General features: G+C 57.4%; 20 protein-coding genes. 9 read left to right on the top strand and 11 right to left on the bottom strand.

Annotated features, from left to right (window positions below; genetic code table 11):
- Positions 1-12 precede the first annotated feature (12 nt).
- Entirely contained in the window at positions 13-792 is a 780-nt protein-coding gene (locus tag ACN0X7_RS17920; protein ID WP_417519802.1) for a 2-keto-4-pentenoate hydratase, read from the bottom strand.
- A gap of 456 nt (positions 793-1,248) precedes the next feature.
- On the opposite strand from ACN0X7_RS17920, the gene ACN0X7_RS17915 reads away from it, so the two are divergent.
- Positions 1,249-2,532, top strand: a complete 1,284-nt coding sequence (locus ACN0X7_RS17915; RefSeq protein WP_417519800.1) for a tyrosine-type recombinase/integrase — start codon at positions 1,249-1,251, stop codon at positions 2,530-2,532.
- Positions 2,533-2,604: 72 nt separating this feature from the next.
- A complete protein-coding gene (locus ACN0X7_RS17910; RefSeq protein ID WP_417519798.1) occupies positions 2,605-2,802 on the top strand; it encodes a helix-turn-helix transcriptional regulator in 198 nt (65 codons plus the stop codon).
- A 158-nt stretch (positions 2,803-2,960) separates the two neighbouring features.
- On the opposite strand, the gene ACN0X7_RS17905 is transcribed toward ACN0X7_RS17910, so the two are convergent.
- The 5 genes from ACN0X7_RS17905 to ACN0X7_RS17885 all read right to left on the bottom strand — a co-directional run bounded on the left by ACN0X7_RS17905 (position 2,961) and on the right by ACN0X7_RS17885 (position 8,704).
- Positions 2,961-3,842, bottom strand: a complete 882-nt coding sequence (locus tag ACN0X7_RS17905; protein WP_417519796.1) for a hypothetical protein — start codon at positions 3,840-3,842, stop codon at positions 2,961-2,963.
- A 3-nt stretch (positions 3,843-3,845) separates the two neighbouring features.
- A complete protein-coding gene (locus ACN0X7_RS17900; RefSeq protein ID WP_417519794.1) occupies positions 3,846-6,113 on the bottom strand; it encodes a M64 family metallopeptidase in 2,268 nt (755 codons plus the stop codon).
- A 440-nt stretch (positions 6,114-6,553) separates the two neighbouring features.
- Entirely contained in the window at positions 6,554-6,775 is a 222-nt protein-coding gene (locus ACN0X7_RS17895; protein WP_417519792.1) for a hypothetical protein, read from the bottom strand.
- 31 nt (positions 6,776-6,806) lie between these two features.
- Positions 6,807-7,376, bottom strand: coding sequence for a hypothetical protein (locus ACN0X7_RS17890; RefSeq protein WP_417519790.1), 570 nt, complete (start codon positions 7,374-7,376; stop codon positions 6,807-6,809).
- A complete protein-coding gene (locus tag ACN0X7_RS17885) occupies positions 7,376-8,704 on the bottom strand; it encodes an EAL domain-containing protein (RefSeq protein WP_417519788.1) in 1,329 nt (442 codons plus the stop codon). The genes ACN0X7_RS17890 and ACN0X7_RS17885 overlap by 1 nt, the downstream gene beginning before the upstream one ends.
- Positions 8,705-9,174: 470 nt before the next feature.
- Here ACN0X7_RS17885 and ACN0X7_RS17880 point away from each other — a divergent pair, with 470 nt between their 5' ends.
- On the top strand, positions 9,175-10,374 hold the full coding sequence (locus ACN0X7_RS17880; protein ID WP_417519786.1) for an EAL domain-containing protein: 1,200 nt from the start codon (positions 9,175-9,177) through the stop codon (positions 10,372-10,374).
- 48 nt (positions 10,375-10,422) lie between these two features.
- Here ACN0X7_RS17880 and ACN0X7_RS17875 read toward each other — a convergent pair whose 3' ends face one another.
- Together ACN0X7_RS17875 and ACN0X7_RS17870 are read right to left on the bottom strand one after the other, a co-directional pair.
- Positions 10,423-11,835: a sensor histidine kinase gene (locus ACN0X7_RS17875; protein ID WP_417519784.1), complete on the bottom strand. Its 1,413-nt coding sequence runs from the start codon at positions 11,833-11,835 to the stop codon at positions 10,423-10,425.
- 26 nt (positions 11,836-11,861) lie between these two features.
- Positions 11,862-12,347 carry a hypothetical protein gene (locus ACN0X7_RS17870; RefSeq protein ID WP_417519782.1) on the bottom strand — a complete coding sequence of 162 codons (486 nt, stop codon included), beginning with the start codon at positions 12,345-12,347 and terminating at the stop codon, positions 11,862-11,864.
- 212 nt (positions 12,348-12,559) lie between these two features.
- On the opposite strand from ACN0X7_RS17870, the gene ACN0X7_RS17865 reads away from it, so the two are divergent.
- Complete coding sequence (locus tag ACN0X7_RS17865; protein ID WP_417519780.1) at positions 12,560-14,200, top strand: peroxidase family protein; 1,641 nt, start codon at positions 12,560-12,562, stop codon at positions 14,198-14,200.
- Between the two features lie 29 nt (positions 14,201-14,229).
- Entirely contained in the window at positions 14,230-14,628 is a 399-nt protein-coding gene (locus ACN0X7_RS17860; RefSeq protein ID WP_417519779.1) for a hypothetical protein, read from the top strand.
- Here the strand turns inward: ACN0X7_RS17860 and ACN0X7_RS17855 are convergent, their stop codons facing one another.
- From ACN0X7_RS17855 to ACN0X7_RS17845, 3 genes are read right to left on the bottom strand one after another with little or no spacing between them, the layout of a single operon-like run.
- Positions 14,629-16,653 (bottom strand): BTAD domain-containing putative transcriptional regulator, encoded by a 2,025-nt coding sequence (locus ACN0X7_RS17855; protein WP_417519777.1) that lies wholly within the window; start codon positions 16,651-16,653, stop codon positions 14,629-14,631.
- A gap of 25 nt (positions 16,654-16,678) precedes the next feature.
- Positions 16,679-17,950, bottom strand: a complete 1,272-nt coding sequence (locus ACN0X7_RS17850) for a YcaO-like family protein (protein WP_417519776.1) — start codon at positions 17,948-17,950, stop codon at positions 16,679-16,681.
- Positions 17,951-17,991: 41 nt separating this feature from the next.
- Entirely contained in the window at positions 17,992-18,402 is a 411-nt protein-coding gene (locus tag ACN0X7_RS17845) for a helix-turn-helix domain-containing protein (protein ID WP_417519775.1), read from the bottom strand.
- A gap of 537 nt (positions 18,403-18,939) precedes the next feature.
- Here ACN0X7_RS17845 and ACN0X7_RS17840 point away from each other — a divergent pair.
- The 4 genes from ACN0X7_RS17840 (at position 18,940) to ACN0X7_RS17825 (ending at position 23,718) form a co-directional block, all read left to right on the top strand.
- On the top strand, positions 18,940-19,527 hold the full coding sequence (locus tag ACN0X7_RS17840; RefSeq protein WP_417519814.1) for an ANTAR domain-containing response regulator: 588 nt from the start codon (positions 18,940-18,942) through the stop codon (positions 19,525-19,527).
- Positions 19,528-19,649: 122 nt separating this feature from the next.
- A complete protein-coding gene (locus ACN0X7_RS17835) occupies positions 19,650-20,837 on the top strand; it encodes a CmpA/NrtA family ABC transporter substrate-binding protein (protein WP_417519773.1) in 1,188 nt (395 codons plus the stop codon).
- A gap of 386 nt (positions 20,838-21,223) precedes the next feature.
- Positions 21,224-22,555, top strand: coding sequence for a CmpA/NrtA family ABC transporter substrate-binding protein (locus ACN0X7_RS17830; RefSeq protein WP_417519812.1), 1,332 nt, complete (start codon positions 21,224-21,226; stop codon positions 22,553-22,555).
- A gap of 74 nt (positions 22,556-22,629) precedes the next feature.
- Positions 22,630-23,718: an ABC transporter permease gene (locus ACN0X7_RS17825; RefSeq protein ID WP_417519771.1), complete on the top strand. Its 1,089-nt coding sequence runs from the start codon at positions 22,630-22,632 to the stop codon at positions 23,716-23,718.
- Position 23,719 lies beyond the last annotated feature (1 nt).

Genomic DNA, 23,719 nt, shown 5'->3' with positions numbered 1-23,719 from the left:
GTCCGGGAACGCTCAGAACCGGATTTCAACAGAGGCCGCTGTGCCGAACCGCGCGACGACGTGCTGACCGGCACGTGCCGGATACATGCCTGTGCATGATCCTGTGCTGATCATTTCGCCAGCCTTCAGACCCATCCCGCGTGCGCGCAGTGTCTCCGCAAGCCAGTGAAGCGGCGCGATGGGGTCGTCCATCACATCCCGTCCAGACCCGGAGCGTTTCAGCACGCCGTCCACTTCCAGGGTCACCGGCATGTCGCGCCGCGTGTCCCGCCAGGCGGGCAGAAGGCCGCCATAGACGTACCGTCCGGACGCTGCGCCATCCGCCAGGATGGCTGGCAGGCCGAAGCTCTGTGGATCGCGCAACCGACATTCCGCGACTTCGATGCCGGCGTGCACCTCGTGGACCGCATCCAGAATATCTTCGTAGCGCCAGGAATCATCGCGGGGTGCAAGGTCCCGCGCCAGCGTGACGAAGAACTCACATTCAATCAGCGGATCCAGCAGGCCGTTCGCATCCAGTTCGACAGGCGATTCGACGCGGAAACGCCGAAACGACCGACCGTAGATCGGGCTGTCGATTTTCAGTTTTTCCCGTACCTGCTGTGTCGTTCCCGCAACCTTCCACCCCAGCGGCGTCCAGCCCAGTTCGCGGGTTACATCTTCCGCAATGTCATATCCGTGCTGTGTGGAATCCGGCAGAAGCGCGTTGTCCAATGTGTGAATCTGCCGGTTTTCCAGACGGGCAGTCGCCAGAATGCCGACAAGGTCGCTGAGATCTTTGCCATCGGTCATGATCGGGTCCCGGTTGGATTGAGGGATGAAGAGATCATCTCCATCTGCGATCGGCAAGCGGTGTCAGGGTTCGAGATATCCGGTGCACGCGCAATTGAAAACTGTCACGGGCTGGCCAGGAACTTCACTCAAGTCAGATCGGGGTCTGATGCCCTCGCGCGCCTGAACGGGAGAGGGCAAGCACTGGATGTTTGCCGGATCGTCGAAAGAAATGGTGCCCAGGGGCGGACTCGAACCACCGACACGCGGATTTTCAGTCTTTTGACGGGATAAAACATAGGTTCTCATGTCATCGCATTGACATCATATAATAGATTGAAAATTAACAATTTTACCTCGAACCTTGCACATAGCTGAACATGCGCGCGCATCCCAGAGCGGCGCTGGTGTGTTACCTATTGTTACCTATTATGAAATATCCTAGTGTCGGTTTGAAGCTCAAAGGAGCCTGAAGCGATGCCAAAACGAAACCTCAATGCTGCGGTTGTCGAGCGGCTCAAGCCGCCGGCACAAGGTCAGGAAGACAACTTCGATAAGGGCTATCCGGGGCTTGCCCTTCGGATCTCGTATGGGGGACGGAAGAGCTGGGTCTTCTTCTATCGGCTGCGCGACAAGCAGCGCCGAATGAAGCTCGGGAGCTGGCCGGCAATGTCGCTTGCCGAGGCGCGACAGGCCTGGCGGGATGCACGAAACGAGGTGGAGTTCGGCAGGGACCCCGCCGCTGAAAGGCTTGAGGCTCGACGTCGTGAACCCGACACAGTCCAGAGGGTCGCGGAGCAGTTCATTGAGAAATGGCATCGGCCACGGAATCGTACTGCTGATGAGGTCGTTCGCATGTTTGAGCGGCATCTCTATCCGGTCATCGGTAATCGAGAGATCAAGGACATCGGACGGAAGGACATTCTTGAGGTTCTCGACAAGGCCGAAGAGAAAGGCCTTTCCGTTGGCGTGAACCGCATATTGGCGAATGTCCGGCGCCTGTTTGGATGGGCAGTTGAGCGAGGGCTGATAGACACTTCCCCAGTGACCGGCATCAAACCGCCGGCGAAGGAGCGGGCGCGCGATCGGGTTCTGACGGATAATGAACTGCGCGCGTTTCTTCGGGGATGCGATAGGGCGGGCGATCCTTTCGGAACGGTCTTTCGATTGCTGCTCCTCACAGCCCAGCGACGCGACGAGGTCGCCTCGGCGGCTTGGGCTGAGATCGATCTGCCGGACAAGTTGTGGCGCTTGTCCGGTGAGCGGACAAAGAACGGCAAGCCCCATGACGTGCCGCTGAGCCAGGCAGCCCTCAATCTGATCGCCGAGCTCGATAGCAAGGAGCACTCAAGCCTTCTCTTCCCCGCACGATTTGCCCGTGAAATCGAGAACGAGGAGAAGGAGCGGCCCGTTTCGGGATTCGGCCGCGCAAAGAACAGGCTGGATGCGGCGATGCTTGTCGAACTCCGACGCATGGCCGAGGATCGGGGAGACGACCCAGAGAACGTGGAACTCGCGCCCTGGCGCCTTCACGATCTGAGACGCACGGCGGCCTCCGGGATGGCGCGCCTCGGCGTCGGCATTCATGTAGTTGAGAAGCTCCTGAACCATACGAGCGGGACATTCGGGGGCATCGTGGCCGTATATCAACGTCACGATTTCGCCGACGAGAAGCGTGCAGCAGTGGAGGCGTGGGCGGATTTCCTTACGACGCTATGTGGCAAGACCCCTCAAGTGCTCGCGTCCAAGGCCGCCGACTGATACCATCGCTGCACCCGTGGGTATTGTCGTAACCAGGGGCATCGCGATGCTTCTCCAACATGGAGCATCGTGATGAGGATACTGTCGAAGCGTCAGCTCAAGGAACTGGTCCTGTACTCACCGCAACATGTCGCACGACTGGAAAAGGCCGGGAAGTTCCCCAGGCGGGTTCAAATCGGCCCGAACAGAGTGGGATGGGTTGAGGAAGAAGTGCTGGACTGGCTTCAGGAACGGCTGAACAGCCGGGACGAACCTATCCGACACTCCTGATTGCAGGAGTAGGGTGGCCGGGCGTGCACAGCCCGGCCACTCACCTTCGATAAGCCTACTTTTTTATTCCAGCTTTCATCTTCAGTCGATCATGTGCACTTCACTGATCAAAGTCAGGAATGATCCGCATGTTCTCCTGAAGGCCCGGATCAGGTCTGTTAAAGCCGGGCTTCGACGAGCGCGATTATGGCGCGGGCATTCGCTTCCCCGTCTGCATCATCCGGAGCGCCGACGTATGCGTAGACAGCGTTGGACCAGGCAATGTCGGCGTTCTCCGACGCCATGGCGCTGAGGGCGGCAAAGCCGGCGCCGGCATCATTGCCACGCAGCGCGTCGATCTGCTCGGCGACCTTGCGGAACGCTGCTGGCGCGGCCTCGTCCACCGCAGCCGCCTCATTCAATTCAGCGGCTTGAGCACGCAGATCAGATGCTGGTCCTCTTTCAGGATCAATGCTCTTCGCCAGGTCAGCCAAGAGCAATCGCTTTGATCGACTGGTGAGGAAAAGCGTATGTGCGGCGCACCATAACTTAGCCTCGGCGTGGATTGACGCGTGCTGCAGCACATCGCTCAGAGTGATCGAGCTACGCTCCCCGATCCATCGTCGGACCAGGTCTTCGCTGAAGGAGTCGCACTTGTCGGCGGCTATCAGGTCATCGGGAAACACCGGCGCATCACAAAAGGCTGAGGTATGGTCGATCTTGTAGGTCACGGTCCAGTCCCAGCCCTCCGCCGGGTAATCCGGCTTGGGCAGCATCCAGGGGCCGCCAACGTCGGACATGTTTGCGCTCGCCTGATTGTCGTGATGGAAGTTGTTGAAGGTGAACTCGAAGATCGTTCCGTCACTGGCCATCCACTTGTTGCTGCCGACGGCACCGTCCAACGCGTTGGCCAGCGGCTCGGCAACGAAGATATCTGTTTCGGTGTTTGCGGAGACGGCGCCCGACGGCTGGGCTGTGTAGCGTCCCTTTTCCATCTCCTCGGAGAGATAGCGGATCGCGACGGCGCTCAATACCTTCCCCGTCACCCTGTTTTTCGACATGGATCAGTCCCCCTCGGTTTCCTCTGAAATTGGCCGGCCCTCGGACAGTCCGAGAAAGAGTTGCGGATCGTCGGCGTGCAGTGTCAGCGCCGCGATCGTGTTCTGCAGTGGCAAAAGGCTTGGCACCTCGGCAAATGTCTGCCAGGCGGAAAGCGAGATGTCGCCGATCGCGTGCAACGCCTTATCATCGGCCAGCGCGACAATGTGGAGATTCGGATCGAGCGCTGCTGCTGCGAGATCGGTGATGACAGCGTCGGCCGGGAATCCGGATCGCTCCGTCATATCGGTCGGCGCGCTCCAGTCGAGACTGTCGATCTCGGCGATGCTAAGCATCAGGCGGGCGGCGTCGATCTCGTACCAGACCACGGCGAGCCTCGTGCCGATTGCCGCAATGTCGAATTGCGTCACCGGGCTGGAGGCGGCGGGCCCTGCAACCGCCGGTCCGGTCCAGGCCCGGAGCTTTGCGTCCCAGACACCGACATGCAGTCCGTCGTCAGCGGAACTCAGTACCGCAACCTTTCCATCGGTCACAGTGCTGCGAACGGTGCGAAACTCCCGATCAGGGTCTGCAGCCAGGGTGACGAAGCCCTCGGCGGACCAGCTTTCGCTCGCAAACTGGTAAACGCCCATCTTGACCCGCAACGCATCGACCACGGAAACGAACGCGCGGGGACGAATCTCCACCGACGAAACGTCGGTTACCTCTGATTCAAGCCCATCGGCAAACTGGATCTGCATTCCGTCGCCTTGCAACCGTGCCTGGGAATCCAGCCGACCCGACTCCAGGACGTTGCCTGAAGCGGCGAACAGGATCGTGTCTATGCCCAATGGAACGCTGTCGAACCGAGTGAGTTTCGGAAAATCGACGAGGTCGATCGTATGGAATCCGAACACCGTCGACAGTTCGGTCGTGCCCGTGAAAACGAAGACCGTGCCGTTGATTGAATGTGGATAATCGGGATAGATGTGACAGAAGAGGTGCCAGTGCCCCGCGCGGTTCCCGGCGTCATAGTCGCCCTGATAGATGGTTGCCCCGATTTCCGCCCGGACATGGCTGTCGCCCAGCCGCGCCTGCAGGGCAGGCCCCACTCTACCGGAGAGCAACTCGGCAAGTATGTCATCGAAATCCGGCCTGTTCTTGTCAGGACCATAGTGGGCGATGATATCCGCGGCGACCCTGGGCGTGGACCAGCCTTCATCAAGCTTCGAGTAGTGCGCGATCGCCGGAACCGGGACAATCACCCTGGGGGCGGCGAGGAAGACTTCAATGGCCCGGTTGTAGCACACCCGGCAGAAATCCGGCTCGGTGTCGCTGCTGTTCATGATGCAGGTGTGCTGGGAGTGGTAGATGTCGCAGGCATACCGCAGACCGCCAGCAAAAAGTCCAACCTTGTCCGGCGCCACCGGACTCGGGCGCTGTCCCGGATCGGTGCATCCCGGGGGATTTCCCAGGGTCGGTATTGGTGTGTTGTCTTCGATCAGCGCGGCCCAGGGAATGTTCTCCCGATCGGTTTCCGAGGTCAGATTCTTCGACGAGTTGCTGCCGGGATACGACCCCCGATCACCTGAGTACTCATCCCGCAACCCGAACGCGGTATGTCCGAATTCATGCACGAAGACTCTTTCCCAACCCTGGGAAATCGACTGACCGAACTGCTGATTGTATGCCGTGCCAAAGCGCGTCCGGCTCTCGTTCACGATCAGAGCCAACCAGTCGAACGAGATGCCGAAATAGTCGCCGACCGCGCGGACGCATGACTGGTTCCATTCAATATACGTCGGGTATTCTTCTTCGGGATGCACGACCCCGAAGTAGCGCTGATCCGGTTCGCTGAACTTGTCCGATTTCGAGGCAACGCGGATCGCGTGGATGTTGATGTTCTGCGCATTCACCGCGCGGCGAAGCGGCGGCGTGCCCATCAGCGTGTTGACCGCCCGCCGCGCCAGCGACATGAACCTGTCCTGCTGATCGGCTTTGAATCCTTCGGCCAGGATCGCCAGATTGAAGACATCTTCGGAGGGGCCGTGACTGAGCAGTGTCGTCATGCCCACTACCTGACCCCGGCCATCGCCGCAGACGTCGAAAGGCAGGACCGGTGAATCCTCCCGCTGCAGCACGGCGACGGGATGTTCGGGGACTCGATACACCCCGACCACCTCGGCCGGGCCGCCCAGATCGTGCCGCACACCTCTTGCGTCCGGTGGTGATGCGCTCAGCCGCAGACTCGCCATCCCCCTGACGATCGGCAGCCTGACGAGAAACTGTTCCACGCGCGGATATCCTTCAGGTCCGGGGCCGCCAAACGGGATGGCCGTCATCAAGGAAGGCGCGGCGGTCTGGAACAGGACATTGCCGCGGCCATCCAGAAGTTCGACCCAGCAACCGGCGTGCTCAGGCCGTCGCGGCTCGTGCCACGGGTCAAGAGGCGCGGCGTGTGAATAGCGCACATCAACCAGTTCGGGTGTGTCACCGTCGCGATCTCTGACGTGAAATTCGATGCTTCTCGGCGCGCGTCTTCTGGCCATGTCTGCCCTCATCGATTGCCTGACACAGGCTACGGCTGTAGTGGCAGATTACCTATAAAAAAATGCGCCTTCAGGTTGTGCGCCGCAATCCGTTGTCTTTCATGAGGATTTGGGACGGCACCCGCAATCGCAAAGGCTGACAGCAGGCAAAGTTTGGCGAACACGCACTCGGTCTATGTTGTCGGTCACCCGCCGTTGTCGTGCGGTTTGACCCACAACACTTCGCGTTTGCTGATCAGATGAATATCGCCATCGCTCAGTTCGAGCGGAAAGAAGTGCTCGTGCTGGTTCAGCATGTCGAGCACTCGCTCGGTTGCCAGAATATAGACATTGCCGTCCAGCGCGGTGCCGTCCGCAAACGCCAGCATCACCGGAACCCTGACTTTAGGAATGTATTTGCTGCTCATGGCGGTTGGGTGCTCCCCGAGGGTTGCTTGATCAGAGGAGAGCGGCGAATTGCCCTTTCAGAGATTCGAGCGCGCGGTTGAGATATCGCTGATCGGGAGGCGGCGGCCCTATTGCTGCTCTCAGCGCTGTCGCCTGATCCAGCACCGATGTCTTCAGCTGTAAACCAGAAAAGACGGCTCCGACGTTGGCACCATCCGTTTCGGTCCCGGGATCCAGAATACGTCGGTCAATCGCGCCGACCTTCTCGAACACCTTGTCGAAATAGGCGCGCAGCAGAGCCTCGGACCCGTTGATCACCGCATGCTTTTCCGCCGTCCCCAATCCCGCCATTCGCGACGAGGTAAGGTCGAAGACTTCCACGCGAAGCCTGTCGAGTTCCAGGTCGTCAAGCCTGGCATAGGTCTGCCGGGCTTCAGCATCCGGGTGCTGCGCGACCTTGCGCCTTACCGGACCTTTCTGAAGAAAACTGGGCGATTCCTTTGCGTCCATCATTTCCCGCAGCGTCCGGACCAGCAGCCGGTCGATCCCGTCTTCATGACGCCGGATTTGCCCGATCACCTCCACCCAGATAGCGGTCAGTCTCTCATCGGCCGCCGGCATCATGCGGCGCCTGAAGCGGGAGCGACGGCGAACAGATCCGTCGATGGCGCAATGCGGTACTTCCGACAATAGGCTGAGGCGATCTCCGCTACGTCAATTGAAGCTTCGAGGTCAGCGATCGGAACCGGGCGTCCCAGCAGATATCCCTGGAAGTCCCTGACACCCAGCTGGCACAGGGCCTTGAGTTCTGCCTCAGTCTCCACGCCCTCGGCAAGCAACCGGACCGAGATGCCTTCGCAGAAGCTGATAAGCGCCATTACGAGTGTCTGCCGTGCGACGTCCCGATCGACGTCGCGGATGAGATCGGCGTCCATCTTCACGATATCGGGTTTCAGCTCGAGAATGTGCCTGAGGCAGGCATAGCCTGATCCCGCATCATCAATGGCCAGTCTCATGCCGCGATTCCGAAGTGCGGCAAGGCTTTCCGACAGGGCGTCATAGCTCTCGACCGAGGCGTGTTCGGTCAATTCAAGGATTACGCGGCTGATATCCATGCTGGAGAAGGTTTCCACAAAGGCGGGAGTTGATGCTGTCTGCGGCGAGACATTGATATTCATGCAGGTTCCAGATGGCAGCTTGCCGAGATGCTTCAGGGCTTCTGCGATTGTCGCCAGTTCCAGTTCGCCGTCCAGATTGGCTTCGGCGGCGTCCTGGAACCACAAATCAGGCGCGCGCATGGGTGGGGCCGAGAAACGGGTCAGCGCTTCGACGCTTTCCATGCCACCCTTTTCGAGATTCCAGATCGGCTGGAAGACCGGGGCAAATTGTCTCTTGTCGATGACGCCTCTGATTCTCTCGCCGTTTTCCTGCCGCGCCCGATTGGCGACGAGCTCCTGTTCGATGACATCTGCGATCAGCTCCGCGAAAGCCCTGAGCATGGCCAGATCCCTGACGCCCAGCGCCGTGTCCGGTTCGAATCCGAAGCAGCAGAACATGCCGTAGATCCTGCCGTCGGACAGCCTGATGGGTACGCTCAGGTGTCGCCCGATCGGCACGGCTGACGTGACGGGCATCTGACAGGCGATCGGATCGGCCGCCGTGTCAGGCATGAGTTCCGGGATGTCGCCGTCAATGATGTGCTTGCAATAGACCTGGTCCAGTGGACGCGCGTCGCCCGGTTTGATGAGATGCTCCAGGCCGGGCGCATCGACTTCCTGAAACACCGATTGATCATCGACGATCTCAGAGACGTAGGCGACATCCATGTCCAGATGCGCCCGCAAGATCCGCAAGGCAGGCCGGATCAACTTTCTCGAATAGGGCTCTGTCCTGAGCGTTTTGCCCTGAAAGAGCTGCAGGTCGTCGGGCGTCCAGATGCGTGCCATCATTTTACCTCGCTCGCCTGTAAATAGGCGATGCCTGACAATTCAAAACAGGAATTTTTTGTTCTATTTCAAATACGTGATGCTGATCACGTTGGATCACTCCGAAGAAGCTGCCTAAAAAATATGCAACTCCAAATTGTCAACAATTGTTAATCGGCGATGATTTCCGTCATGTCGAGATGCCTGCATAAACTCTCCTATGGTCTGAAAGGTCATCGGATCGTAGCTGAGATCAGCCACGCACCCCGAGCGGTTCATCAGGGAACGTGACCGGAGAGATATCGTTGTGACTTCTGATTTTGCCGAATTCACATTGTCTAAACCATTAGCCGATAGAGTAACGGGCTGTTGAGGTATTTGGGTATTTCAATTCGGTCAACAGTGATGGTACGCTTTTGATTAGTTGATTGATTCAATGAGTGTTTTGAAGAAGGTGCCAGCATGTTTCCTCTAGACAAATCTGCAGCCTTCCGATGAGTGACTTGATCGTGCCTAAGGCGAAACGATATGGAAACGCCCGTCGGGCACTCGGGATTGTGCGTGCCGGCCTGGACATGGATCTGGCCTATCTCTCAAGGATTGAGGACGACAACCTCATGCTTGAGATATTGGACCGTCGAGACATTCTTGAACTGGCTCTTCAGGAAGGCGACCGGTTCAAGCTGCAGGACACCTATACGCCGTACATCCTGAGACGTGAAATTCCGTCCGTCATGCCGGACACCGCCCTCCAGCCACTCACCAACGGCTTGGCCGTGACCCACAGCATTCCGATCGGTGCACATATCAGTTCACCTGTTATTCTCGGGGATGGTACGGTATTCGGGCTGTTGTGCTGCGCCAGTGCTGCACCGAGAGCGCAAATGACGGTGCATGATCTTCGGGTGCTCTCACTTTTCGCAGATATGATCGCCTACGATATTGATACCGAGAGAGCGGCGGAGAGTGAACTGGATCGCCGTAATGCGATCATTCTCGAGATTATCGATCAACGAAAGTTTTCATTCTTCCATCAGGAAATCTGGGATATGGACACGAGCAAGCCAGTGGGCGCGGAGTGTCTTGCCCGGATTGCCCAACAGCCGGCAAAATCTCCTGATTTCTGGTTCAATGAAGCAGCATCACTGGGTCTTGGACCTCGTTTCGAGATGGCGACCATTGAAACAGCACTTGCCACTTTGCCGGCATTGCCTCGATCGGTTTTCCTGTCCGTGAATGCATCGCCACATGCCATTCTTGATGACCGGTTCGAGGCATTGTTCTCAGAGGTGCCGTTGTCGCGGATTGTGGTTGAGATTACCGAGCACCAGACCGTGGAAAACTATCGGGCCATTGCCCGGAAGCTCGACCCGCTCCGGCGACGTGGTCTCAGGCTGGCGGTGGACGACGCCGGCGCTGGCTATGCGAGCCTGTTCCATATTCTCGAACTGCACCCCGACATTATCAAACTCGACGCTGCAATCATTCATGGCTCGGAAACCGATCTCTCGCGCAAAGCCCTTATATCGGCCATGGTGACATACGCATATGACGTGGGTGTCGAAATCGTTGCTGAAGGGGTTGAGACCGAATTGCAGAAGGAAGTTTTACAGGGTCTCGGCGTCCGTCTTATGCAAGGCTTCGCGCTTTCCGTGCCAGGTCCGGTGGGCAACAATGACTATTCGCCCGGCTAGGCTGCCATCGTCCTCCGGGACCAGGGTCCATGCCATTATGCCGGCCTTTTACCGGCGCGAGGTCGTCTCATGTGGCACACGCGCCAACCACAGTGTGGCCGTGAAGCCCTCTCCAGGTGCTGTCTCGAACAGAAGCCTGGCGTTTAGCCTGTCTGCGAGCTGGCAGCAGATGGGCAGGCCGAGGCCGACGCCTTCGATCTGCTCGAACGTTTTCCCGTCTGCCGTATTCCGCTCGAAGGGTTTGAGGACGCGCTCAAGGGTTTCCGGGTCCATACCGGGTCCCGTGTCGGAGATAGATATTCCGATCTTGTCGGGATCAGAATCCAATAGCGCGACGCGAATATCGGCGTCGGAACCAGCATATTTTGAAGCATTGTTCAAAAGGTTATGCACGATCTGGCGGATCGCATGGTCCTCGCCCATGGCCTGAACATGCCGCCCGTCTTCCATGCCCGCGAGCGCGATCCTGTCCGTGTCATGAGCGCCATGGACCAGTCGAATGGAGTTTTCGATCAATCCAGTCAGTTCGACAGGCATCAGTTCGAATGGTTCCGGATTGGCAGACAATTCGGAGAAGGTCAGAATTTCGTTGACCAGTGAGAGGAGGTGGACCGCACTCTGGTGCACGTCTTCGGAGTATTCGGCGTACCGCTCTATATTGGGCAGTCCTTCCTTGTTCCGCATGATTTCAGAAAAGCCGATTATGGCATTCAGCGGCGTTCGGAATTCATGACTCATCTGCGCGACAAATCGTTCCTTCGAGCGGTTGGCAGCGTCGAGTACCGCATTCGTTTTCGCGAGTTCGATAGATCGTTTGCGTTCACGGGACGAAAGCCGGATCGCCAAAAACAGGCTCACAGCCATGAATGCAATTAATGCAAACAGGCTGAATTGACTGACGCTGACGCTGCCCGCGAGCGACCGCAAACGCAGCGCATCAAGCTGATTCAGTTGTTGAACAAGATTGATCGACAGCTCATTCAGATTTGTCTCGAGATGACTGAGTTCTGAAATCAGACGCTCTGCCATGACCGTGGTCTGGATTTGCTCTCCGACTGTCAGAAGTCGGGCCGCTGCAGCGATATCGGACTCGATGCGACGGACGACCCGCTCGTATTCCTGATCTGCCGCCATACGCCTTAATATGACATCGTCCGACAGACGTGCCGTCCGGCTTGACAACACGTCCATTCGTAGATGAAGCAGACCGCGGGCTGGATCCTGAAAGAGCCGGGCCTGGGGAAATTCGGTTGGCTCCCCACGGCTGACTTTCTTGAAAAGATAAAGCGTCTGATAATATTCGACGCGCAACTCCTCAATGGCCCACACATATTCGTGTAGCGAGTCCACATTCTGTTGCTTGTTCAGCACGATAATCTGGACAACGAACGTGACAAACGAAAGCACACAGAAACATCCCAGTACCGCCAAAAAAACCTTCCAGTTGAGCAGTCGGGGCATTGTGGTTCCAGTTCAGGGCGTGAATGTCATTCTCTCGGACTCTCTATGCGGTAAAGTTGCCATATGGAGTAACTCTGTATGGCTTTGGTCTCGGCTTTCGACATGGAATCGAAATCAAAAATAATCCAGAAGTAGCCCTTGTCCTCAGGTTGCAGGTACTCATCGCTGATCGCCCAGGCAAGAAAGGCCTTGTTTCTGAGGTCGCTTGGCAATTGAACGCGATAGTCGTTCAATGCATACAGATTTACATCGCTGCCTGTGTTGATCTCGGCCAGTTTCAGTACGTGTTCCAGATAGACGCCCCGGAACTGGGCGGCTTCGATTTGCCAGGGTGACGAAGTGATGAGGCCAGCGGTTTCCGGCAGAGCTTCCAGGGCGTCGCGATGGAGTCGGAGCGATATGCCTTTCGCCTGATTCTCGACGAGAAGTACCGGCGGGACGTCCGCAAATGCGGACACCGATCTGGCGATAGCGACGACAACCAATGCGGCTGTCAGCAGACGAACCTGCATCTAAGCAATATCTCCCGTGCAACTTTGACAATTCGGGATCCTCTCTCACGCTAAAAATACTCAGCCGCCTCACACGACGAGTAAACCGGAGTTACCGTAGATTTTAATCGGTCCACCCGACAAACGCCATCGCAACAGCAAATAACGCAAAATTCACGCGGTGCATTCACCCTTTGTCGTGACAGCAGAGGGGCAACAAAATGCACAGTTCCATGATCAGCGACAGTCTTCGCAATCACGCTTGCCGACAGCACCAGAGCAAGATGAAAGGCGATGACAAGGGCTCCGGGCCTGCCGTCAATCCAGACATCTACGTCGGCGTTGAATGCCGAGACAACCCGGGCCATACGGACATCAAGCGCACCATTTCCTTGTTCTCTTATCTCAACGAACGGATGCAGCAGAACTATCCATGGTCGGAGAAGCAAACGCCCTACAATCCGAATATCCCGTCTGGCTATACCTACCTCGGCCAGCTTGCCAGTCATGACCTGTTCGTCGGCGACAGCACGGCACCGTCGTTGCGTGATCCGGCGAAGACCAAAAATGAACGCTCCCGGCCTTTGGCACTGGAAACCTTGTACGGTCGCACGCCGGAACTGGATTCGAAGATTTTCGAGCGTGCATCCAATCAACCTGGCGTGCGTTTCGCACACTGGCCAAGAACCCGGTTCCGCCTGGATGGCGTCGGTCATGCGGTCAACGACTGGTCGAGAGACTCCAGTCGATGCCCACGCCGCGACATCGGCCGGATCAGAGAGGTTCGGTTCAGCCAGGAATACGGTTGTCCGCTGGTGGCAGACGATCGGAATGATGACCATGCGATCCTGTCGCAACTGACTGCGCTTCTGCAACTCACCCACAACACGGTCCTTGATCTCATTGAGTGGAGTGAAAAGCCTTCCGATCCACTCGATAGCGCCAACAATTTCGTCACCGCACGCAATGCCGTGATCTTCGTTTATCGAAAGATTGTGCGGCACGACTTGTTGGCGCACCTTCTCGATCCCGCTGTACGCAAATACTATGAACAGTCCAATGATCCGGGGCGTTTTGTGCTGGATCCGCCCAAGGGCAGCGTGCTGACACCGGACTTTCTGAATGCTGCGTATCGGGTCGGCCATGCCATGGTTCGTTCCGAATATGATTTCGGGGCCGGACGGGCGCACAACTTCCCCGAGATCATGCGCAACAGCTCATTCAGAATGCCGCGGCAGACACCGCTGCAATTTGAATGGATCGTCCGTTGGGCTAGGTTTTTCGAGATTACTGGCGTTGCGGACAAGCCGCAGCATGCACGGCGAATCTCACCAAAGTACGTTGCTGCACTTCACGATCAAAACCTGTTTCCCGCCGGTGACGATGCCGAACCGGTGGGGCTCGCCTACCGGGATCTGCTCAGAGCCGCGACATCGGGTGTTCTGAAAATCGAAGCACTGGCACGGATGGTGTGCGATCGGTCGCCGGAGTTGGCCAGCACAAGCCCCTGGATTTCTGATGTTGACGTTCGACGGAAAGCGCTGCGGACCTGGATTGCCGAGAACGCCTCCGAGAGCGTCGAGGCCTTCAAGGATGAGTTTGTCAACAATCCGCCACCCAACATTTACTACCTTCTGGAAGCTGCCGTCGCAGCGAAGGGGCAGCATGTCGGGCCGCTGGGTTCAATCGTGCTCGCCGAAACCTTCTTTCGGGCGCTGGATGAACATCACGGCGAAGAGGAGCAGGCAGCATCGGCTGCAGAAGTCTTCGGACCTGACATACCGCAGTCCATGGACCAGCTGATCCGTTGGGTGAATCAGCACATGCATGTCGAGGACAAGGTCTTCGGCGATCAGGCGCTGCCATTGATCTGATCAACCCCCGCATTCGAGGAGAGAAATAGATGAACGACGAATTCGATGGCATGTTCGGCCGGCTGGAAATTGTAAACTATGGTGCTTTTGGACGGCTGATTGCTGACTGGGCGCTTGGCGAGAAGCCATGGCCCGAAAGTCTTGAAGAGTTCAAATCGATCGTCGAGCCGGACATCGCGCGCGTGCCACCCCGTATGAAGGCAATCCACGTCGTGCAGCCGAACCAGGAAGTGTTTTATCTCAGGCTGCCGCCGGAGAAGATGATCAAGCGATCGCTGCAACGTTTTGCGGAGCAGGACAAGGAAGGTGGCACTCGATATCAGGTGCCACCTTTCTACGCAGATATGGTCTGCGGTGACGAGGGTCTAAGCCACACGGAGTTCTTTCTGAGCCGGGTCGCCGACTACACAATTTCCATCTGCATGTGATCAGTGCCGATAACCAGCGACTGAAAGTGCTTCCAGAAAGCGTGATTTCGTTGCTGGGTCACCAATGGGAAAACACTGGGTGATCCAGCGTTCAGCCTCATCGGAAGTCGGCGGTTCGGGGCCTGTCCATCGGGCCTGGATATTCTCGATGAGCTGCGCATACTGCTGCCGCGCTTCATCACTACGCCCCGCTCGTACCAGTGCCGCCGTATGCCAGGCTTCGACACCGAAGAATCCGCCATTCGAACGCTCGAAGGCCTTGATCGCTTTCTGATCGTCACCGCACGTGAACCAGATGACGACGTTGTAACTCCATTGCAAGGGCGAGGCGACGAGCCCCATGTTCAGCGCGCGTTCCGCCAGCTGAGCAGCGCGCTCATGATCCCCGCAAAAGCAAAACCCGGCAGGCGCGGAAACCGATGTCCATGGATCGTTCTCGTTCAGATCGTAGGCCATACGAAACGCCTGATACGCTTCGTCAAATCTGTTCTGGAGTGCCATCGACCAGCCCGAACATAGATAGGAACGTGTATCCAGGGGGTCGAGCCGAAGCGCAACCTTCGCGAGATGATCGGAAAAATCGAGTTGCGCGCTGTTCCTGAAAGTTCCTGGAAACATGATGTGTCGTGAATTGATGAGTTGCGCAAGCGCGCTGTAGGCGGGCGCAAAGAAGGGCTTTTCAGCGATCAGGTCGCGGAAAAGGTCGGCGGCTTTGTCGGACTTCGAACGATCCCAGGCAAAGTTGAGCCTTTGACCGACCAGCAGTCGATCATACAGGTCCAGCGTGACATGCGGTATCGTCGCAATACGTTCCAGCCGATCTGCTGAAACATGTACGTTGAGGGCCAGGGCGATGCGACCGACAAGCTCGGTCTGCCGATCGAGAAGGTTTCCATCCTCAATATCGAAATACTCGCTCCACACGTATCTGGATGAACTGGCCTGCTTGAGGGTCAATGCCACGCGGCTACCGTTTTCAGCCTGGCTGATTGTCGCTGAGAGCAGAAAGGTTGAAGCTTTCGGCCGACCTGATGGCATCTGATCAAGTACAGACCATTCACGAAAGCGAACAAGACGCGACAGCAGATCGTGCCGAAAGGCCTGTGCGAGTCCGTCCGCCTGGGAATCGCCACCGTAAATATCAAACTCGCCCATCACGAGAACCGGGCCGCGATCCAGATAGTCGTTGCCAGCCGCCGTGACCGCTGGTGCCGCCCCGGGTTTCACCAGGCCAGACATTGACGGAATGAAATCAGATGTGAAGCGATCGAGCTTCACGCGCGCCAGAAGCGACTGCGTTTCGATCGAAGGTTCGGTATCGAACTCGTCCGACAAGACACTCCAGAGTTCGTTGTAGATCGATATCGCTCCGGCAATATCGCCTCTGGATGCCCGGTCCGACATCAGCACGCGGCAGGCCAGTTCGTGGCTCGGGTCGAGGTTGATCAGGGCTTGCGCTGCTTCAGTGCGTAGAGGGCTTTCAGATGCTTTCTCCAGGCAGTCTTCGAGAGCCGACACCAGACGGACATGCACAATGTGCCGCTGGGCCCTCAGCGTCGCGAAAAAGCTCTCTCCAACCTCATCCAGCCCTTCGCCAAGCCTGTCTGACAGGCACTCACTCGCTGACAGCCGTTCGAACGTTGGCTGGTCTGATCTGAGACTGGTCAGAATTTCATCGAGATCGGTAACAAACTGGCCCGGATTGAGCGCGACTGTGACAGCATTGGTCGTCAGACACTCACAGCCCGCAGCAGTCAGCGCTTTTCGGACACGGAAGAGCGTCTGGCGAAACGATGTCTGACCCTTTTGCGGATCATCATCCTCCCAGAGCAACCGCACGACTTGCGCGCGTGCGACAGGTCCGCCCCCATTCAAGCAAAGATAAGTCAGGAAAGCCTTGTCTTTGCGAAAACGAACATCGGCCTCATATCCGCCCACGAAAAAGCGAGGCGACCCAAGCAGTTGTGCAAACAACCTTGGCTTCTTCTCCGGACAAATTCGATGATCGCCACCATTCTCTGGCAACGTAGCCCTCCACGCCCTGTAACGATCAGATTAGACGAAGGTCGGGATGGTTGTGAACCTCATGAATATTCAATTGCCGAGATTCCGAGACGTGACTCAGTTGAAATTCTGCGGGCATTGGCTGGAGATCCGGCGTCCAGATTCTGACCACCGGAACGCCTATTTGATCCTGAGCAAGGTCCATCTCGAACAGTCTTACACCTGCCCGAACAAGTTCCTCCCAGGGATCCCCGTCCTCAATCAGCGCGTTGGGCGTACCCTTCGGGTGGAGGATATCCCAGCCGGGCTCTACGTTCGTTCGGCGCGCGAGATGAATACGATCCATTTCGTTCAGTTCGCTGTCGCTACGCTGTTTCAACTTTTCCTGCACAATGCGGTCAGCGAGTTCAATCTGGCAGAGTTCCAGAAACGCCGCCTTCAGCGCAGCAGCAGTGCTTGTGCCCGCACCGAGGCCGAAGGCGAAGTCGGTACCGTCTTTGTGCATGGAAACTGCCGCGATTACCGGAATTGTCGGAAACCGGGAAATGTCAAGAAACCACGAGCGACGTGCCGAGTTCTCCAGACGGGCTTGCCCGATCAGGTCGGCTATCCCGGTCCTCGCGACCGCTTCACTTGAGATCGGTCGGGCCTTTCTCAAGCCCTGCCACCACAGCGCTGCTGAATCACGTTCGACCCATTCAAGAACAGCGTGCATTCTCGCATCTTCGTATGACCGGCCCGCAGCGCAACCAATGCCGATCTTGTAACGTGGCCTCGGCCCGCTCAGACTTTCATTCCGATAACAGAGCGTCGCCGGCAACGCTGACACGGAGTCGAGCCTTTCCCGGCTCTCGACGAAGTCGATGGATCCATTGGCTTGGCTCCGCCAGTCTAGATGAGGCGAAGTCATGTCTCTCACATCAGAATTCACAATACCCTTCGTGCCGCGAGGGGCGTTCTTGGGTCGGAACTGGCTTTGGATCTCGATCGCTTCGGCGACGCAACTTCTGAACGCATCGTGCCGGTTCACCCCAATACCCGAAACACCGAAAACAATCGGTCTTGATGCTTCTCTGCCACCACACGCGATCTCGGCACCGAAAGCTGCAATACCGGGAGCGTCTGGCACAGGGAGCTCGAAAAGACGTTCCAGTCTTTGCGCAAAAAGAAGCAGGCGTATGAAGTCCTGCGGGGCTTCAAGATCAGACGCCTTGGCAATATCGAGCCAATTCAGAAAGCTTGCGGCTCGGGCCGAGATCTCTCCGCCGCCCAGTGCGCACGCCGCTTCGTTGAATAACGCTTGCTGATCCGGTGACATGAGAGGTCAATCTGCGGCCTCTTCTGCCGCAACACAACCAGCTAATCGGCAGGGCCTACGGATTTCACAAGATCATAAATCCGCTTACGGACAATTGGTTCGGAGATCTTGTCGTAGGCCCTGACCAGTTCCAGGATCTCCCTGCGAAACAGTTTGGTGGTGTCCAGCGCCTCGTTGTCAGTGTCCTTCGAACCCTCGCTGCTTTCGGCACCCGCAGCGCCATCGGGCTTGATGTCTTCAAAAAAGAAAGCCACCGGTACATCAAGAATCTGGCTCAGCTCAAAAAGTTTGCTGGCGCTGACCCGATTTGCACCGCGTTCATATTTCTGGACCTGCTGGAAGGTCAGGCCAAGAGTCTGCGCCAACTTCTGCTGGCTCAAGCCTTTAAGCGTTCTGCATAGACGCACGCGGCTACCCACATGAACGTCAACGGGGTGAGGTTGGTCGCCCATGCAGCGTCTCCAAGGCAAAAAAGTCCGAATTCGGTTTAGTTGGTTATCTGATTTCATGGTTTGATGATGAGATCAATTCCTAGGTACGGACGAACCGCACGGCATTTACCGTACGGTGTGCTCTTCGGTAGCGTCAAATCCAGTCCATCTCAGAAAGTATCAGTCAACTCATCTGTTTGTGTTCGCTCCGTGGCAAACCCTGTCCAAAAAAATCGACCATCCGACATGGTCCGGATGGTTCATGCTTCAGCTCAAGCAGCATAGCCTGACGGGATATAGCTATCAAATCACAGCGCCCTGGTTCGCGAAGGCATCAACCAAACGTTATTGCTCAAGCTACAACTGAAAAAGTCCGTGGCCGTCCCTGGCTTTACGGATGGTCGCATGAAGTATGCAATATGGTGTCTCCCTGTATTCGGTCGTATTTTCAGGCTTCAGGATCCTCGTCCGGATAAACGGACGTCACCGCATTTTGTGCGCGGTACCAAACGAACGCGCTTGACCGAACTTTGTGCGTTGCATCATACTATTTTTGCAATGCACAATGGCACGCTAAGAGTGGCGGTGATTGACCGCAACCCGATCCGGGCGGCAATCCTCATCGATGGCCTGCAAGACGCGGGCGAAGTCGATATCACCCTGATCACGGACACAGGTGATCTGCTGCAGCGCATCTTCGCAATTGATCCGGACGTGATTCTGATCGATCTGGAGGATCACAGTCGCGATGTCCTCGAGCAGATGTTCCAAGTCAGCCGCGATGTCCGCCGTCCCATCGCGATGTTTGTCGACCGTTCGGACCGCGCGATGATTGATGAGGCCGTCGAGGCCGGCGTATCGGCCTACATCGTGGACGGACTGGTGAAATCCCGAGTGAAGCCGATCGTCGATATGACCATCAGCCGCTTCAATGCCTTTGCCAAGCTCCGCAACGAACTGGAAAGAACCAAAGGTGCGCTTGAGGATCGCAAGGTCATCGATCGCGCAAAAGGCATTCTGATGCAGTCCCGGCAGATCGACGAACCGGCCGCCTACGCCTTGTTGCGGACGACGGCCATGAACGAGAAGAGGAAGATCGCAGAAATCGCGCGCAGCGTGATCACGGCAGCCGACTTGCTCGGCTGACATACAGGTCTGTGGTTCAGGGAAGAGCTGCAGTTCAGGAACGGCGTACAACGGCGCGCGCCAGAACGACGAACGCGGTCGAGTTCCGCCGCATAGGTTCCGAGCCATGAGGAACAGAGGCCATGAACAGATCTGAGACCTTCGGCAAGCCCGGGCTGATCCCTGTGCGTGCCGGATTTGTGCCGTTGGCCGACAGCGCTCCCCTTGTCGTCGCGGCGCGGAGAGGATTTGCTGCTGACGAAGGCATCGACCTGATCCTGTCGAGACAACCTTCGTGGGCCAGTGTTCGTGACCGCATCAATGTCGGCCATCTGGATGTGGCGCAGATGCTCGCCGGGATGCCCATTGCGTCGACGCTGGGCATCGCGCACGTCACTGTTCCGATGATCGCACCTTTTTCGTTCGGTCGCGGCGGCAACGCCATCGTGCTGAGTCGCAGGCTGGCAAGTGAACTCGACGAAACAGGCATCGTCTGGCGGGCCGGGTCCATCGAGGCGGCAAGCGCCATGGCCGCGTTGACCCGTCGACGTATCGCTGAGGACGAACCGCCACCGGTTCTGGCGATGGTTTTTCCCTTCTCCAGCCACAATTATGAACTGCGTTATTGGCTCGCGGCGGCAGGAACTGATCCGGACAAGGATGTGAGGTTGGTTGTCATACCGCCACCCATGATGGTGGACAGCCTGCGTGCCGGTCAGATCGACGGCTTCTGTGTCGGCGAGCCGTGGGCAAGCATGGCTGTAGATTCTGGCCTCGCCTGTATCGTCGCGTTGAAACAGGATGTCTGGGCAGGTGCGCCGGAGAAGGTTCTCGGCCTCACTGCTGATTGGGCCAATGAAAACACACAGGTCTTGGACCGCCTGCTCCGCAGCCTGAAACGGGCAGCGGATTGGTGTGAGGCACCTGACAATCTCGACGAATTAACCGATCTGTTGTCGGAAGGCGAGTTCGTTGGTGCACCCAGACGGATCCTGCGCCGTACGTTTGCCGGCCAGTTGATCGTGCATCCGGATATGACCCGGAGGCATGTGCCGGACTTTCTCCGTTTGGGCGGAGCAGGGGTAAACTTTCCCTCCAGGACAGGCGGACTTTGGATTTACAGCCAGATGGTTCGCTGGGGTCAGATATCTTATGACGCCAACGATGCTGAACGCGCGCGCGACGTCTACCGGCCTGATCTGCTGGCAGCCGCCTTAGGCGATCCGGCAGCGACCGAAGCTGCGTCGCCCAATGACTTCATGGATCGCCTGTCTTTCGATCCAAATGATTTGCCCGGCTATCTTCAAAGCCTGAACGTCGGTAGCGCATGAATTGTGCAGTTGCACAATAATGACGCCCGACTGCCTAACTGCACGGCACATTGAATTCTCATATCGTCGGTGAAATTCTTTCAAACTATTGATATTTCAAGAAATTCTCAATGTACATCGAATGGCACAGGGTTTGCTGATGTGAACTGAAGACGCCAACGTCGGCGTCTATCGAGATACAGGGCCGGTGCTGGCCCGAACGTGGCAAAGCTGCCGCCTGCGACTGTTCCGCCTCCGGCGGAGCCGAGCGGGTTGGCGGCTTTTTTTTATGCTTGTTTGCCGAGCGACGCGGCAAGTCAGACCAAAACATGGAGTGCGGAACCGTGGGAAACTCTACCTGGACAAGGCTAACGCGCAGCGCGCTTGCCTTGGTTGCCACAGCAGCAATGGGCGTATCGATCTCGGCACATGCGGAGATGCTGGACGTTGAGAAAGACGAACTGAAATTCGGCTTCATCAAACTGACAGACATGGCTCCGCTGGCAATTGCCTATGAGAAGGGATATTTCGAGGACGAGGGCCTGTTCGTCACCCTGGAGCCGCAGGCCAACTGGAAGGTACTGCTGGATCGCGTCATTACTGGCGAACTGGACGGCGCGCACATGTTGGCCGGGCAGCCTCTGGCGGCAACCATCGGTTTCGGCACCAAAGCGCATATCATCACGCCCTTCTCGATGGACCTGAACGGCAACGGCATCACGGTTTCCAACGAGGTCTGGGCCGAGATGAGGAAGCACATTCCGGCCCAGGATGATGGCAGGCCGGTGCATCCGATCAAGGCTGACTACCTGAAGCCGGTCGTGGACCGCATGCGCAACGAGGGCAAGCCGTTCAAGATGGGTATGGTCTTCCCCGTCTCGACCCATAATTACGAACTTCGCTACTGGCTGGCCGCAGGCGGCTTGCATCCGGGTTACTACTCCAGTGACAACATTACGGGACAGATTCAAGCCGATGTCCTGCTATCGGTGACGCCGCCCCCGCAGATGCCGGCCACCCTCGAAGCAGGCACCATTCACGGCTACTGCGTCGGTGAGCCCTGGAATCAGCAAGCCGTCTTCAAGGGCATCGGTGTTCCGGTGATCACGGACTACGAGATCTGGAAAAACAACCCGGAGAAGGTCTTCGGTATCACCGCGGAGTTTGCCGAGAACTATCCGAACACCGCTCTTGCGGTAACCAAGGCGCTGATCCGCGCAGCACAGTGGCTGGACGATAACGACAACGCCAATCGCCCCGAAGCAGTCGAGATACTGGCCAGGTCGGAATATGTGGGTGCCGATGCCGAAGTTATCGCCAACTCCATGACCGGCACTTTTGAATACGAGAAGGGTGACAAGCGGGATGTCCCGGACTTCAACGTCTTCTACCGATACTTCGCGACCTATCCCTACTATTCGGATGCGGTCTGGTATCTCAGCCAAATGCGCCGTTGGGGTCAGATCACCGAGGGCAAACCTGACGCCTGGTACGATGAAGTCGCCCGGTCGGTCTATCGTCCAGACATCTATCTGAAGGCGGCCCGGATGCTGGTCGAGGAAGGCAATGTTGCCGAAGCCGACTTTCCCTGGGAAACGGACGGATATCGCCAGCCGCAGACCGAGTTCATCGACGGGATCACCTTCGATGGCCGTACGCCCAACGCCTACCTGAAGCAGTTCCCGATCGGCCTGAAAGGCACCGAGAAGCTTCAGGGCAGCAGCGTCGTTGGCGGCTGATGCGCATCGCGCGGCGGGCGATCCTGGCGCGATCGCCTGCCATACCTTTCCCTTGAACCAGTGAGACAGTGAACATGAGCGTCGCAGCAGATATTAAAACTGAGGAAGCCGCAGCAGCACGGCAGCGCCGGTCAGAGAAGCTCTTTACCCTCATCGGGCGTGCCGACACCTACCTGAACATGCTTGCCCTTGGCTGGGTGACGCCGCTTCTGAAAATCGCAGCAGGTGAACCGGCCGGGCATCAACTGAAGGATTTCGCGAGAGGGCTTGGGTTGCCATTGCTTGGCATCCTGCTGTTCCTGTTCGCCTGGGCACAGACCGCACCCCTGGTGAATACATCGCTCGGGGCGATCCCCGGTCCTGCTCAGGTCTGGGAGCAGGTCGAAAACCTCTATGACGACCATGTGCGTGAACGCGGCAAGGAAGAAGCCTTCATGCAGCGCCAGGAAGAGCGCAATGCGAAGCTGCTCGCCGCCGGCAAAGATGATCGCATCAAATGGCGCGACTATACCGGGGCACCAACCTACCTCGACCAGATCTGGACCAGCCTGATTACCGTCGGTTTCGGCTTTCTGCTGGCAACGCTGCTCGCCGTACCTTTGGGCATCCTTTGCGGTCTCTCAAAGTCGGTCAGCGCGGGCGTCAATCCGTTGATACAGATCTTCAAGCCGGTCTCGCCGCTGGCTTGGTTGCCGCTGGTTACCATGATCGTTTCAGCGATCTATGCCGGCAACAGTGATCTGTTCCCGAAAAGCTTTGTCATCTCGGCCATCACCGTGACGCTTTGTTCACTCTGGCCAACCTTGATCAATACCGCCTATGGCGTTGCGTCCATCGACAAGGATCTGATGAACGTCGGCAAGGTGCTGCAGCTGTCCTGGCCGAAACAGGTTGTAAAGCTGGTGCTGCCGTCAGCGATGCCGCTGATCTTCACGGGTTTGAGACTCTCGCTGGGCGTCGGCTGGATGGTGCTGATCGCCGCAGAAATGCTGGCCCAGAATCCGGGCCTCGGGAAATTCGTCTGGGACGAATTTCAGAACGGCTCTTCCAGTTCGCTGGCCAAAATCATGGTGGCGGTCTTCACCATCGGGATCATTGGCTTCCTGCTCGATCGCGTGATGATGGCGTTGCAGACCATGTTCACCCATTCGGAAATCCGGTGAG

The sequence above is a fragment of the Minwuia sp. genome, from assembly GCF_048263705.1.
GTDB lineage: Bacteria > Pseudomonadota > Alphaproteobacteria > Minwuiales > Minwuiaceae > Minwuia.
This window is presented reverse-complemented; position numbering and strand designations above follow the sequence as displayed.